The sequence below is a fragment of the Candidatus Tectomicrobia bacterium genome, from assembly GCA_016192135.1.
Lineage (GTDB): Bacteria > UBA8248 > UBA8248 > UBA8248 > UBA8248 > 2-12-FULL-69-37.
In genome coordinates this window covers 26,450-40,141 of record JACPUR010000027.1, presented here as the reverse complement: position 1 = coordinate 40,141, position 13,692 = coordinate 26,450, and the positions used below count along the sequence as shown (strand labels likewise).

Here is a 13,692-nt window from a genome sequence, read left to right as displayed (position 1 = left end):
GACGACATCCGCCGGGCGCTCGAGGCGGGCGGGCGCCAGGGCGCCGAGTTCGCCGTCACCCTGGCCACCATCGAGATCGTGGTGCAGGTGCTTTCCATCACGGGAGTGGGGAACAAGTTCGCTTTCATGGTCGAGACCCTCTCCAGGGACCTCTGCCTGCTCGGCGTCGCCCCGGGCGGCGGGTGCTCCTACTGGCTGGGGATCGACAGCTTCTTCATGGCGCTGCTCCTCACCGCGGTCGCCTGCGCCATCCTCGGGATGGGCATGCCCACCACGGCGGCCTACGTCCTGCTCGCGGTGCTGGGCGGCCCCGTGCTGGTGAAGCTCATCGGGCCGGAGCTGACCCACATCTACGGACCGGAATGGGTGAAAGGGTTCGTGGCCGCCAAGGGGGACAAGGTGGCCGCGCACATGTTCATCTTCTACTACGCCATCTTGTCGGCGGTCACGCCGCCGGTGGCCATCGCCTCACTCGTGGGCGCGAGGCTGGCGGGCGCGCCCTATTTCAAGACGGCGATGATGTCCATCCGCTTCGCCATCGCGGGCTTCGTGGTACCCTTCCTGTTCGTCTACGAGCCCTCGCTCCTGCTGTTCGATCACCCGCTGCGGGTGGTGTTCTCGAGCATCATGGCGGTCGTCGCCTTCACGGCCTTCTCGGCGGGCGCCCAGGGCTGGCTCCTCTCGCCGCTGCGCTTCTACGAGCGCATCCTGATGTTCTTGAGCTTCGCCGCCATCTGCCTGTTCATGGTGTACTTCACCGCGCTCTGGGCGGCGGCGGGCCTGGTGTTCGCGGGGATTCCCTTCCTGCGCCAGTTCTGGCTGCGGAAGAGAGAGAGTCCCGCCTAGCCGGAGCGGAAGCGCCGGGGGCGCGCCGGCTCCCGGGTGAGGATCGCCATGCGCGTCACTCCGCGCGTGCACTGCCTCTGGCTGGACTTCGAGATCGCCCTGCCGGACGGCCGGCGCATCCCCCGTTTCGTCACCTCCTGCGTGATCGAGGGCGAGCGCCTCGCCGTCGTCGACACCTCGGTGGGGCCCGCCGCCCCGAAGATCATCTCCTACATCGAGTCCCTGGGGAGAGGGCCGGGAGACGTTGCCTGCGTCATCAACACCCACAGCCATTTCGACCACATCGGGGGGAACGGGGCCATCGCCGCCTGGGCGAAGCCCCGCTTCCACGCCCATCCCCTGGACCGGCCGTGGATCGAGGACCTCGACCTCCAGGACCGGGGCCGCCACGTCCCCGGCATGCGGAAGATCAGCACCGGCCCGGTGAAGGTCGAGGACGCGCTGGAGGAGGGCGGGGAGATCGACCTGGGGGGCGGGGTGCGGGTCCAGGCGCTCCACACCCCGGGCCACTCCCCGGGGAGCCTCTCGCTTTTCGTCCCCTCGGACGGGGCCCTCATCATCGGGGACGTGCTGCCCGAGCCGGGAAGCCTGCCCATCTACGAGGACGTGCCCGCCACCCTGGCGAGCCTCGCCCGGCTCCGGGCCGTGAAGGGCGCGGAGGTGCTCCTCTCGGCCATGAGCCGGAGGGTGTCGCGCGGAAAGGAGGCCGCCGCCCACCTGGACGAGGGGGAGGCCTATCTCCGGCGGATTGACCGGCTGGTGCGGGAGGCGCAAAAGGAGAAGGGGAAGGGCGTCTCGCCCGAGGAGGCGGGGCGCCATGTCTTCGAGGCGCTGGGGCTCCCCGCCGGGGCCATGCTCGGCATCGTGGCCCGCACCTTCGCCGCGCATCTGGCCATCGAGCCGCTGGGCTAGGGGTACAATCTGTACACGTTGTTCACGCCGCGAATGCGGGAGCCATCCTCCCTCCCCCTCCGGGGGAGGGCTGGGGTGGGGGAGAAACTCGCCGGTGGCTTTCCCTCCCCCCGCCCCCTCCCGGAGGGAGGGGGCGCCGGGGCCGCTCTGAGGCATTTTCTCCCGGTGGACATCCAGCCGGTGACCAACCTATTTAGAACGCTCAGCTAAAGGGAGCGGGACGGGTTCCCCCGGAAGGAGGTTGTCATGTCGCTTCACCTCTACACGCGAAGCTGGGAGACTCCCCTCCAGGCCATGACCGGCCAGGCGTGGCGGCACAGCCAGCTCCTCCTGGACGACGAGAAAGCCTGCGGGGCGGCCATCGCCCGCCACCAGGGGGGGAAGGCGCTGCCGGCCTTCGCGCGGGAGCGGCCCGACCTCGCGGGCATCGCCTCCAAGCTGGGCCTGGCGGAGGGGAAGGAGCACGTCGTCGTCGTCGGGAACGGCGGCTCCATCCGCAACGTGTGGGCGCTCTACCGCGCGCTCGCGGAGGGGAAGGCCCCCCGCAGGCTCCACCTGCTGGACGGCACCGACCCGAGCGGCCTCTTCGGGGAGCTCCTCTCGGGCCGGGGGGGCTTCTCGCCCCGGAACACCCTCGTGGTGCCGGTCAGCAAGTCCGGCAACACCGAGAACGTGGTGCAGGAGACGGAGATCCTGGCCCGGCGCGGCTTCCCCGCCCTCGCCGTCATCAGCTCGGGCCCGAGCAAGCTGGCCTCCCTGGTGAAGGAGAAGAAACTCGACCGCTTCCCCCACCCCGACGAGGTGGGGGGGCGCTACACCGCCGGGCAGAACAACGCCCTCCTGCCTCTCGCCCTGGTCGAAGGGAGCGCGGAGAACGCCCGGCGCCTCGACGCCGCCTTCGCCGCCGCACACGAAAAGATGGCGCCCACCGTCCCCTCCGCCCAAAACATCGCCAAGACCCTCGCCCTCGAGCTGTGGCGGGCCGAGCTGGCGGGCTGCACGGAGCTCTTCCTGCCCATCTACGGCAAGGCGCTCGGCGGGCTCGGGGAGCTCATCGTCCAGCTCGTCCACGAGAGCTACTGCAAGGAGGGGAAGGGCCAGACCGTCCTCTGCGCCGAGGCGCCCGAGAGCCAGCACCACACCAACCAGCGCTACTTCGGGGGGCGGCCCAGCATGGCGGGCCTCACCGTCCGCGTGGGGCGGTTCGAGGACGACCCGCCCGTCAGCGAAAAAGTCACGGCGGGCGGCTTCCTCGACCTCGAGCACGCGGGCGTCGTGGCCGAGGCCGAGCGGCGGGGCACGCCCCACATGGTCTTGACCCTGGACGCGGTCACTCCGGAGGACGTGGCGGGGACCGTGGCGCTGTGGCAGTGGGCGGCGGTGTACGGAGGGGTGCTGCGCGGGGTGAACCCCTTCGACCAGCCGGCGGTCGAGGGGAGCAAGCAGACCACCATCGAGATGTTCGAGAGCTACGGCCCCGCCATCGAGAAGCAGCTCGCGAGGTTCAAGGACGAGGCGAAGGTAAGGCTGGAGACGTAGGGGGAAGTCGAGAGGCCTCCAAGCCTGTCATTCTGAGCGAGCCCGCCCAGGCGGCTCGCCGCCTGGGGACCCAGAAAAGAGGGCGAGCGAAGAATCTCGGTGTAGATTTTTAGATTTCAATGCCAAACCGATATCCTTCGCTTCGCTCAGGATGACAGGCTTCGTTTGGCCAAGAATTTTGTCGGGGCGTATGGCAATACGCCCCTGCATTTTTTCCGAAACGATCACGTTGTGCTCACGCCGTCGCCGCGGCCCGCGCCTTGGTGCCGTCCACCGCGTCCACCGGGTCGAAGCTCCCGACGGGATAGATCACTCCGGTCGGGATGACCTGACAGATGAGCATGGGCTCGGGGACGTTCTTGAGGCTATGGTGGCCCATGTCCACGAGGGCGTAGCGGTCCTGGACGCGGCGGGCCGTCTCGGGGCCGATCATGATGCGGCCCCGGGTGGCCACCTTGCCGATGCGGGCCGAGTGGTTGGTGACGGGCCCGAGCGCGGTGAAGGTCCAGCGGGAGTGGCCGCCCGCCGCCTCGAACTTGTTGGCCCCCACCGAGCACACCCCCGAGTTGATCCCGATGTTGGCGTAGACCTCCGGGTGGCCCTTGGGCCTCGCGGCGTTGATCTGGAGGGTCTTGGCCCGGATCTTGATGGACGCCTCGATGGCGTTGGCGGCGTGCGCGATGGGATCGTCGTCCTGGAAGATGAGCATGAGGCCGTCCCCGGCCGTCTCGTTGATCTCCCCCTTGTACTCCCCGACGATCTCCAGGTAGGCGGAAAAATACTTCTGCAGGATCTCGTTCACCACCGGCTGCGGGAACATCTCGCTCATCCGGGTGTAGCCCTCGAGGTCGAGGAAGACGATGGTGATGTCCTTCTCCTGCTGGGCGAGGGAGTCGGCCTCGGGGTTCTCTTCCAGCAGGCGCTGGACGGACTCGGGGACGAACTTGGAGAGCTGGTCCTTCACCGCCTCGAGGAGCTGCACCTTCTGGCGGCTCTCCTGGAGCTCCCCGAGGGTGCGCTCGAGTTCGGCGTTCTTGCCCTGGAGGTCGCTGTAGGCCCGGCTGAGAGAGGCGGCCATCTTCCGGAAGCTCGTGCCCAGGCGGCCGATCTCGTCCGGACCGGTGTGGGGCTCGCAGACGTCGAACTGGCCCTGCCCGATCAGGCCGGCGCAGGCCTCGAGGTCCTGGAGGGGCCGGACGACGGTGCGCCGCAGGAAGAACAGGAGGGCGAAGGCCACCGCGAGGAGAGTGGCGAGGGCGATGGCGATCTGGCGGTTCCGCAGGATGGCCACCTTGGCGATGATCTCGCTCACGTCGGTCGAGACCAGCACCATGCCCCGCACCTTGGAGTCGGCCTCGTGGCAGACCTGGCAGTTCTCCTCGTTCTCCAGGGGCTTGAGGAAGGTGAGGATGCGGGCCGTCCCGCCGCCCGGCTCGCGGGTGCTCTCCATCCAGGAAGTCTCCCGGGCGGAGGCGAGCGCATCCTTGAAGTGGGCGTCCTGGCCCATGGAGTCCATCTTCTGCATCTGGGCGGCCTGGCGGCGGATGCTGCGGACCGCGCGGGGATCCAGGGGGGCCTGCTTCTCGCTCACCTTCTCCAGCGTGCGGAGGTCGGTGAAGGCCTCGGTGCCGTCGTTGCGGAAGACCTGGAGGGCCTTCACCCCGTCGGTGCGCTTGAGCTCGTCGAGGAGGGAGCGCGCGATGTCGGGCCGGCCCCCCAGCATGCTGCTGCGGATGCTCTTGTGGATGGTCGAGGCGATGATGGAGGCGCGCTCGCTCGTCTGCGCGAGCAGGAGGCGGCGCTCCGTCTCGATGGTGATGAGGGCGGAGACGCCGAACCCGAGCCCCAGGAGCACGAGGACCAGGAGCAGGAGCTTGCGCTGGAGGCTGGCGCTCAGCCAGGACATGGAGCCCCTCTTAGTTGCGCCCGTCCGCCTGGGCGGCCTTCCGCGCCGGCCGGGCGAGGCGCCTGGGGAGGCCCTTCGGCTTGGGGACGCTCCTCAGCCTGGGGGCGGCCTTCGGCCGGGAGGAGCCGGGAAGCCCCAGCGCGTAGGCGGGGTTGCGCTTCACCATGATGCCGATCTCGTCCGCGGTGATGCCGTGGTCGAGCATGAGCTGGATGAAGACCCGCATCCCCTCCCAGGGGGGCGGGTTGTGGAGCTGCCCCAGGTCGGTCGAGAGGATGGTGTGCTCGGCCCCCACGGCGCGGACCATCTTCGCCTGCTCGCGCGCCGAGATGGGGGGCGCGCCCTTTCGGGTCGGGTAGCCCCCCCAATGGGTGAAGCAGAAGATGGCCAAGTGCTCGATGAGCGCCCCCATCCGCGCGAACTCGACCTGCTCCTCGATGGTGGCGTCGGTGATGTACTCGGGGTGCTGGACGATGATGCGCTCCACTCCTTCCCCGCGCGCGGTTTCTATCAGGGCCCGCACCTCGCCCGCGTCCAGGTGGCCGGTGCTGAGGCAGATGCCGGCTTGGGCCACGAGCTTGCAGATGGTGCGCACCTCGGGCCGCACCTTGCGGCGCTTCTCGTCGGTGAAGATGGTGATGCCCTTCTCGCCGAGCGCGGCGCCTCCCGTCTGCTTCATGCCGGGGAGGTGGGGGGAGCCCACCTTCTTCAGGTGGTTCAGCGCGCTCAGGGTGGGCATCCACACCATCTTCGCGCCGAGGCGGATGGCGGTGTCCACGGCGAAGGGGTTGAGGCCTCCCACGGCCTGGTTCAACGTCACCCCGCCGTACACCTCGATGGCGTCCCCCGCCGCCCGGCGGACGAGGGGCGCCCGCCCCGAGGTGTCCCCGTGGTGGAACTTGAAGGTCACCGCCCGCATCCCCGCCGCGGCCGCCCCCTGGGCGCACTCGATGTTATCCACCAGCCGGGGGAAGAGGCTGGGGGAGGCGTGGATGTGGGTGTCGATGGCGCCCTGGAGCAGCCGCAGGTCCTCGCGCATGAAGTCTCTCCACGGATGGCGACGGGACGCCACAGGCTAGCCCAAGGGAGGGCGCGGGGCAACGGCGGGCGAATCCATATCGCGGAGGCCCAAAGAGAGAAATGGCCATCTTCCGGGATGGTCTTTCCCGTAGGGGCGGTTCGCGAACCGCCCCTACAATACTCCCCGGCGTCCTCAATCGGCCCGAGGGGCGTGGGGGCAGGTCTCCCTGCCTGCTCCGGTGGGCGCCAACATAATCGCGCCTTCCTTCCCCCCCAACCCCTCCAGCCGCTATAGTATTCCCGCCCGCTTGTCAGACTGGTCCTCATCCACGGCGCGAGGCGCGCCCGGGAGACCGCATGCCGCCCGTCATCGACCACCATGCCCACATCAACCTGAACTACGGCCACCGCCACAAGACCGGCGCCGAGGACGTGCTCCGCAGCATGGACGAGGCCGGGGTGGACCGGAGCATCCTCATCGACCTCTCCGCCCTCTACGGCGGGGACTACCGCGCGGGGAACGCCGAGGCGGCCGAGATCGCGGCGAGGCGCCCCGACCGCTTCATGTGCTTCGCCTACCTCCACCCGCCCATGCTCGGGGTCGAGGCGTGCCTGCGCCACGTGGACGAGGCGCTGACCGGGATGGGCCACCTCGGGCTCAAGCTCCACCCCGTCTCGGACTGCCACCCGGCGAACAGCCGGGAGTACGTCTACCCGGTCATGGAGAAGTGCCGGGAGCACCAGGTGCCCATCTTCATCCACGCGGGCCACGCCCCCCACAGCGGGCCCATCCTCTTCGCGGACCTGGCGCGCGACTTCCCGGACGTGGACATCATCCTGGGCCACATCGGCCACGCCATGTTCGCCGACGCCTGCTACGTGGCGAAGAAATACCCGAACATCTGGATCGACACCTCGATGAACCACGGGGGGCCGCTGCGCAACGCCCTCGCGGCGGTGGGGGCGGGAAGGATCCTCTACGGCTCGGACAACCCGACGAGCCATCCCATCGCCTGCAAGGCCCTGGTCGAGTCCCTGGAGATCGGCCGCGGGGAGAAGGACCAAATCCTGGGCGGCAACATCCTCCGCCTGCTCGGCCTGGAGGGGAAGGCGTGATCTTCGACACGGCGGTCTGCCTGCGCCACCCGCACCTCCCGCAGGGCAGGGAGGCGGAGGAAATCCTCAGGGCGATGGACAAGGCGGGGGTGGACCGCGCGGCCCTCATGCCCTTCGAGGCGGTTCAGCATTTCAGGTGGCGGGAGGCGAACGAGCGCGTGGCCTCGGCCTGCAAGGCCGCCCCGGACCGGCTGTGCGGCTGGGGGACCCTCAACCACTACGACGGGCCCGAGGAGACGGAGCGCATCGCGGACCTGGGCCTGCGCGGCGTCCGCATCTTCACCTCCTGGGGCTTCACTCCGGGGACGGGCCTCATCGAGCGCTTCTACGTCCCCATCGCGGAGAGGTGCCGGGCGCGCGGGATGCTCTTCTCCATCGAGCACGAGGGCCACCTACCCACCGTGGGAGGCGCCGTCTACAGCGACTGCATCGTGGCGGACGCCCTGCCGGACCGGCCCGTCCTCATGAGCCGGTGCTGGACCTGGGCCTTCTGGCCGGACTACCTGGCGGCGCTCAGGGAGTGCCCGAACCTGGTCATCGAGGTGGGCGTGGCGCCCTCGAGCTGGATTCGCCGCGCCGTGGAGGAGGCCGGGGCGGACCGGATGGTGATGGGCTCCTGGTGGCCCGAGCAGGAGCCCGGGGCCGTCGCCGCCCACGTGCGGGGGCTGGGGCTCCCGAAGGAGGACGAGGCGAATATCCTGGGGGGCACCGCGGCCCGGCTGTTCGGGGGCTGAAACGGACGGTGAAAATTCCGCAGGGGCAGGCCCCCCCGCCCCGCGCGGCACGCCGCGCGGGGGTCCCTAATTCGATGCCTGCCCCGTCCGTTGCGGGGCGGCCACGGGGGGCCGCCCCTACGGAGGCGGAAGGCCCCGTTGTCATTCCGAGCGCAGCGAGGAATCTAGGAACGTGGCCGCTGACGAAGATTCCTCGCGCCTGCGGCGCTCGGAATGACATCTTTTTTATCTGTGCACGAAGGTGCGCGAAATTGGGGTAAGTGGCCCCGGCGCCCCTGGGCTTATATTCCCGGCGGGGCCGCCGCGCCCGGCTTTTCGGAGGAAAGCCGCCACGGGGAGCTGTTCACGATATTTCACGATATTCCAGCCCAAAAATTCGGGGAGGCCCGGTCCGGAGAAGGAACGGGGCCGCCGCGCCGGGCGGAACAAGGCGGCCGAAAAGTTCTAAAAACGCCCCTGAACGAAGGAAATTCACCGATATTCGAGGCAAAAAATGTTGCCGAAGCGGAAGCCGCAAGGCGGGTTCCGGGGGATGCCAGGAAATCGCGGCCTCCAATGCCGAGGCGGCTGGCCCGGCGGCGCCGGGGGCCGCTTTTCCGGGAGGACCATATATTCCCGCGCCCGTTCGCACAGTTGCGGCCAATTCCGCATAGTTGCCGGCAGTTCCTCTAAAAAAACCTCGCGAGGAGGCGGCCCGTGATCGAGAACATCCACCACGCCTGTATCTGCGTCCGGGACATGGAGCGCTCCCTGGCCCTCTACCAGGGGGTGCTGGGCATGGAGAAGGTGCAGGACACGTATTTTGAAGGCCCGATGATCGACCGGCTCCTCGAGCTCCAGGGGGCGCGCTTCCGCATCGTCCACCTGAAGGTCGGGGGGGACATCCTGGAACTGATGCAGTTCGAGCGCCCGGCCGGGGAGGACAAGGCCCGGGGCCACAGGGTGAACGACCGGGGCCTCACCCACTTCTGCTTCACGGTGAAGGACACGGAGGAGGTCTTCCGCCGGCTCAAGGCGGAGGGCCTCGCCTTCACCTGCGACCCGGTGACCACCCCCACCGGGCGCAAGGTGGCCTACTTCCGCGACCCGGACGGCATCCTCGTCGAGATCCTCCAGGAGGCGGGGAGGTAGGGGGACAGATGCGGTTGAATGCCGGATTTCGTAGGGGCGGTTCGCGAACCGCCCCTACGGAGCATCGGGTGGCGCCGTCCCCGCGGATGAAGACGGCTTCTCTCCCTCTCCCTTTGGGAGAGGGCGGGGTGAGGGAGGATGCGCCGGCATGCCGTCATTCCGAGCCCTTCGTTTGCACTCAGGGTAAACTCCGCGAAGAATCCGCTTTTTGCTTCGACGAATGAAAGAAGCAGATTCTTCGATCGCCCTCTTTTTGGGTGGCGGTGCCCGCCACCGCCAGGCGGCAAGCCGCCTGGGCAGGCTCCCTCGGAATGACGGGCTAGGGGTCATCTACGCCAGCGGCAGGTGCTCCATCCGGCCGAGGTAGCCTCGCAGTCGGGCAGCAGTCCCCGGGAATGATGCGCGTGCCGTGTTATGTGCCTGGCCCATGAGGGAGCGCCCATGCGCCTGTTCGATCTGAGCGGCCGGACGGCCGTCGTCACGGGGGGGACGGCGGGCATCGGCCTGGCCATCGCCCGCGCGCTGGCGGAGGCGGGGGCGAGGGTGGTGGTCTCGGGCCGCGGCGAGGCGCGGGGGCGGGAGGCCGCATCGTCGATCCCGGGCGGGGAGTTCCGCGCCTGCGACGTGACGGACCCGGCCTCGGTCTCCTCCCTGGTGGAGGGGGTCGTGAAGGGCCACGGCGGCCTCCACGCCATGGTGGCGGGCGCGGGCCTCTTCTTCGTGAAGCCCGCGCTGGACTTCGAGCCCGGGGAGGTGGACGCTCTCATGGCCGTGCACGTGCGGGGCGGCTTCCTCTGCGCCCAGGCGGCGGCGCGGGCCATGATCCCGCGCGGGGGCGGGAAGATCCTCTTCATCTCCTCCATCCTGGCCGAGCGTGCGGTGCCCAACCAGGCGCCCTATGTCGCGGCCAAGGGGGCGGTGGCCGCCATGGCGCGGGCGCTCGCGGTGGAATGGGCGCCCCACAACATCCAGGTGAACGCGCTCGGGCCCCAGCTCACCCGCACCGGGATGACGGAGGGGCTCTTCAAGGACCCCCGGAAGATGGCCGGGGTGCTGGCGCGGACCCCCGCCGGGCGGGCCGGGGAGCCCGAGGACGTGGCCGGGGCGGCGGTCTTCTTATGCTCGCCGGCCTCCGACTACCTCACCGGACAGCACATCGTGGTGGACGGGGGCCGCAGCGCGGGGGGATGAGAGAATCCGCGGGCGGTCCGAAAATGGAATGGGATTTTCTTCCCGCTCCGGGACAAATAAAAGTGAAACTTCCGGAACCGGGAGCTAGATTGGTTGGGGATTTCCCTTCCCAGCGCGGCCAAGGCTGCGCGCGGAGGAGGGGTTCTATCTCCGAAAAGGCGGGTCGGCCCTCCTTGACGCATTCATCGCTGGCAAGGGGGATGCCACATGTCGAAGGTTCTGCATAAGGCCACCGCCGAGGAGTTGCTCGCCAAGGCGCAACAGCCCATGAAGGATGCGATACGCCTGCACGCCTTCTATGGGGGCAAGATCGAAACGTCGCTCAGATGCCGCGTGAAGGACTGGAGCGACTTCGCCATCTGGTACACCCCCGGCGTCTCGGCCCCCTGCCTGGAAATCGCCGCGGACCCCCAGAAAGCCTACGAGTACACGAGCAAGTGGAACCGCATCATGGTGGTGAGCGACGGCACGCGCGTGCTGGGGATGGGCGACATCGGGCCCAAGGGGGCGCTCCCCGTCATGGAAGGCAAGTGCCTGCTCTTCAAGTACCTGGGCGGAGTGGACGCCGTCCCCATCACGCTGGACACGAAGGACCCCGAGGAGATCATCCGGACGGTCCTGCTCATGCAGCCGGCTTTCGGGGGGGTCAACCTCGAGGACATCTCCCATCCCAAGTGCTTCGACATCCTCGACAGGCTCCGCGCGGAGGCCGAGATCTGCGTCTTCCACGACGACCAGCAGGGCACGGCCACGGTCATCCTCGCCGCCCTGACCAACGCGCTCAAGGTCGTGGGCAAGAAGATCGGCGAGGTCAGGATCGCCTTCATCGGCAGCGGCGCCGCCTGCGTGGCCACCGCGCGGCTCCTCTTCGCCGCGGGCGCCGACCCCCGGCGCACCTGCCTGGTGGACAGCAAGGGCATCCTCCACCGGGACCGCAAGGACATCTCGGACCGGAAGCGGGAGTTCAAGCACAAGTGGCACCTGTGCGAGACCACGAACGCCGAGGGCCACAAGGGCGGCGCCGCCGAGGCCCTCGCCGGCGCCGACGTGTGCATCGCCATGTCCAAGTCCGAGCCCGGCACCATCAAGGCCGAGTGGGTCCGCAAGATGGCCAAGGACTCCATCCTGTTCCCCCTCGCGAACCCGCTCCCCGAGATCTGGCCCTGGGTGGCCCACGAGGCGGGCGCGCGCATCGTGGCCACGGGGCGTTCGGATTTCCCCAATCAGGTGAACAACTCGAACGGCTTCCCGGCCATCTTCCGCGGGGCGCTCGACGTGCGCGCCAAGACCATCACGGACGAGATGTGCCTGGCCGCCGCCGGCGCCATGGCCAAGCGGGCCGAGGAGAGCGGCCTCCACGACGAGAACATCACGCCCGACATGAATGACATCGAGATGTTCTGCCGCGAGGCCGTCGCCGTGGGCATGAAGGCCCAGGAGCAGGATGTCGCCCAGCTCAAGGTGGACCCCAAGGCGCTCTATCAGAAGGCGAAGGCCATCATCCAGCGGGCGCAGGGCATGACGCAGAGCATGATGAAGGAGGGATTCATCCCCAAGGCGGACTAGGGGAAGGGGCGGCCAAGCCATACCGCATGATCACAAAGCGGCCTCCGCTCCATCCGGGGCGGGGGCCGCCGCGTGAGGGGTATCCTCGGATCAGTAGGGGCGCACGGCCGTGCGCCCCTACATAGGTCATCTCAACCGTTGGCGCTGGCCCCCCTGCACCGTCACCGTCTGCCCCGGCTTGTTGGAGCCCCTTCATCTCGCGCGGGTCAACGGCTCCAGTTGCGCGATCTCGGCGGCCTTGTCCGAGCGCAGCGCGTGCCAGAGATCCCAATCCTGCTGCAATCCAAGCCAGAAGTCCGCGCTCATGCCGGTCACCCGGGCCAGCCGCAGCGCCGTATCGGGGGTGACGCCGCGCTTCCCATTGACGATCTCGTTGAGCCTGGGGAACGAGACTCCGAGACGCGCCGCGAAAGCCGACTGGGTGATTCCCAGGGGCTTGAGGAACTCCTCGAGGAGCATCTCGCCCGGATGCGTAGGGGGGCGGTGTGTGGGCAGGCGCCGGCGGACGAGAGCCTTTCCCGAAGGCCTCTTAGTGATAGTCGGTGACTTCGACGTCGCCGGCATAGCCGTCCTCCCATCGGAAGCAAACCCGGTATTGGTCGTTGATGCGAATGCTGTGCTGCCCCGCGCGGTTGCCCCGCAGGCGCTCCAGCCGGTTCCCGGGCGGAACGCTCAATTCCCCAAGACTACGGACGCGGTTAATCTGCGTCAGCTTGCGGCGGACCACCGGCCAAAGCGCTCTCGGACACGCCCGGTTCGCCCGCGGACTGTCGACGCCGTCGAACAAGTCTTCGGTGGCGCCGTCCGCGAACGAACGTATCATGCCTAATATTATAACACATGGCGTGGCAGAGCGGCCGGCTTGCCGGGGAGTCCCGCCAGGGGCCTGTGGCCGCCCCTCCCCCCTACACCGTCACCGTCTGTCCCGGCTCGAGGACGGTGATCTCGGTCTTCAAGCCGCGCTTCTTCACCTCCTCCCGGAACTGGGCCGGGGTCCCGGTGAGGGGAGGGAAGGTGGAGTGGTGGATGGGCACGGCGCGCCTGGCCCCGAGGAGCTCGCAGGCGATGGCCGCCTGGCGGGGGTCCATGGTGAAGCGGTCGCCGATCGGAAGAAGGCAGAGGTCCGGCGCGTAGAGCTCGCCGATGTACCGCATGTCGCCGAAGAGGGCGGTGTCGCCCGCGTCGTAGAGCTTCTTCCCGTCCTCGAAGGTGATGACGAGGCCGCACGGCTCCCCCGCGTAGGTTCCCGGCTTGCCGTAGCTCGAGCTGTGCATGGCGTGGGTCAGGGTGACCTTGATGTCCCCGAAGGCCACGGTGCCCCCTTTGTTCATCCCGTTGGCCTTGTCGCCGAAGTTGCCGTCGGCCGCCAGATGGTTCACGAGCTCATAGGGGCCGGCCACAAGGCAGGGCTTTTTCTTGAAGATGGGGATGACGCCGGACGTGTGGTCGAAATGGCCGTGGGTCACGCAGATGAGGTCCGCCTCCTGGGGCGCCTGGAGGTTCTGGGGGCAGCGGGGGTTCCCCTCCAGCCATGGATCGAGATAAAGAGTCTTTCCCCCGCCGGTCTTCACCAGAAAGCTGGAGTGGCCCAGATAGGTGAGCGTCGCTCCCATGTTCTTCTCCTCGGCTCGGTGGATGAGGTTCCGCCGGATGACGCCCCGCGTCCGGGCTGCGCCCGGCGGGCGGGCATGGATGGCGGATCAGAAGGCCGCGGCGTGCGGAATGGAGATT

13 protein-coding genes are annotated in these 13,692 nt (G+C 68.7%); 8 read left to right on the top strand and 5 right to left on the bottom strand.

Annotation, left to right across the window (positions count from 1 at the left end; genetic code table 11):
* The 3 genes from HYZ11_12110 to HYZ11_12100 all read left to right on the top strand — a co-directional run.
* Positions 1 to 846 (top strand): TRAP transporter large permease subunit (locus HYZ11_12110; GenBank protein ID MBI3128342.1); only part of this gene is annotated, 846 nt, incomplete at its 5' end.
* Positions 847 to 894: 48 nt separating this feature from the next.
* On the top strand, positions 895 to 1,758 hold the full coding sequence (locus tag HYZ11_12105) for an MBL fold metallo-hydrolase (protein ID MBI3128341.1): 864 nt from the start codon (positions 895 to 897) through the stop codon (positions 1,756 to 1,758).
* Between the two features lie 246 nt (positions 1,759 to 2,004).
* Complete coding sequence (locus HYZ11_12100) at positions 2,005 to 3,297, top strand: hypothetical protein (protein ID MBI3128340.1); 1,293 nt, start codon at positions 2,005 to 2,007, stop codon at positions 3,295 to 3,297.
* 235 nt (positions 3,298 to 3,532) lie between these two features.
* On the opposite strand, the gene HYZ11_12095 is transcribed toward HYZ11_12100, so the two are convergent.
* A complete protein-coding gene (locus HYZ11_12095; GenBank protein ID MBI3128339.1) occupies positions 3,533 to 5,203 on the bottom strand; it encodes a HAMP domain-containing protein in 1,671 nt (556 codons plus the stop codon).
* A 10-nt stretch (positions 5,204 to 5,213) separates the two neighbouring features.
* Positions 5,214 to 6,242 (bottom strand): hypothetical protein, encoded by a 1,029-nt coding sequence (locus tag HYZ11_12090; GenBank protein MBI3128338.1) that lies wholly within the window; start codon positions 6,240 to 6,242, stop codon positions 5,214 to 5,216.
* Positions 6,243 to 6,580: 338 nt separating this feature from the next.
* Between HYZ11_12090 and HYZ11_12085 the strand changes: the two genes are divergently transcribed.
* From HYZ11_12085 to HYZ11_12065, 5 genes are all read left to right on the top strand, one after another.
* Positions 6,581 to 7,339 carry an amidohydrolase gene (locus HYZ11_12085; GenBank protein MBI3128337.1) on the top strand — a complete coding sequence of 253 codons (759 nt, stop codon included), beginning with the start codon at positions 6,581 to 6,583 and terminating at the stop codon, positions 7,337 to 7,339.
* Positions 7,336 to 8,073 (top strand): amidohydrolase, encoded by a 738-nt coding sequence (locus tag HYZ11_12080; GenBank protein ID MBI3128336.1) that lies wholly within the window; start codon positions 7,336 to 7,338, stop codon positions 8,071 to 8,073. The genes HYZ11_12085 and HYZ11_12080 overlap by 4 nt, the downstream gene beginning before the upstream one ends.
* Positions 8,074 to 8,769: 696 nt before the next feature.
* Positions 8,770 to 9,204 (top strand): VOC family protein, encoded by a 435-nt coding sequence (locus HYZ11_12075; protein ID MBI3128335.1) that lies wholly within the window; start codon positions 8,770 to 8,772, stop codon positions 9,202 to 9,204.
* A 441-nt stretch (positions 9,205 to 9,645) separates the two neighbouring features.
* Positions 9,646 to 10,395, top strand: coding sequence for a glucose 1-dehydrogenase (locus HYZ11_12070; protein MBI3128334.1), 750 nt, complete (start codon positions 9,646 to 9,648; stop codon positions 10,393 to 10,395).
* A gap of 207 nt (positions 10,396 to 10,602) precedes the next feature.
* The gene (locus tag HYZ11_12065; GenBank protein ID MBI3128333.1) at positions 10,603 to 11,961 is read left to right on the top strand and encodes an NADP-dependent malic enzyme; all 1,359 of its coding nucleotides are present in this window, start codon (positions 10,603 to 10,605) and stop codon (positions 11,959 to 11,961) included.
* Positions 11,962 to 12,153: 192 nt separating this feature from the next.
* On the opposite strand, the gene HYZ11_12060 is transcribed toward HYZ11_12065, so the two are convergent.
* The 3 genes from HYZ11_12060 to HYZ11_12050 all read right to left on the bottom strand — a co-directional run bounded on the left by HYZ11_12060 (position 12,154) and on the right by HYZ11_12050 (position 13,574).
* Positions 12,154 to 12,525 (bottom strand): HigA family addiction module antidote protein, encoded by a 372-nt coding sequence (locus tag HYZ11_12060; GenBank protein MBI3128332.1) that lies wholly within the window; start codon positions 12,523 to 12,525, stop codon positions 12,154 to 12,156.
* Positions 12,491 to 12,784: a type II toxin-antitoxin system RelE/ParE family toxin gene (locus HYZ11_12055; protein MBI3128331.1), complete on the bottom strand. Its 294-nt coding sequence runs from the start codon at positions 12,782 to 12,784 to the stop codon at positions 12,491 to 12,493. The genes HYZ11_12060 and HYZ11_12055 overlap by 35 nt, the downstream gene beginning before the upstream one ends.
* Before the next feature lie 82 nt (positions 12,785 to 12,866).
* Entirely contained in the window at positions 12,867 to 13,574 is a 708-nt protein-coding gene (locus tag HYZ11_12050; protein MBI3128330.1) for a metal-dependent hydrolase, read from the bottom strand.
* Positions 13,575 to 13,692 lie beyond the last annotated feature (118 nt).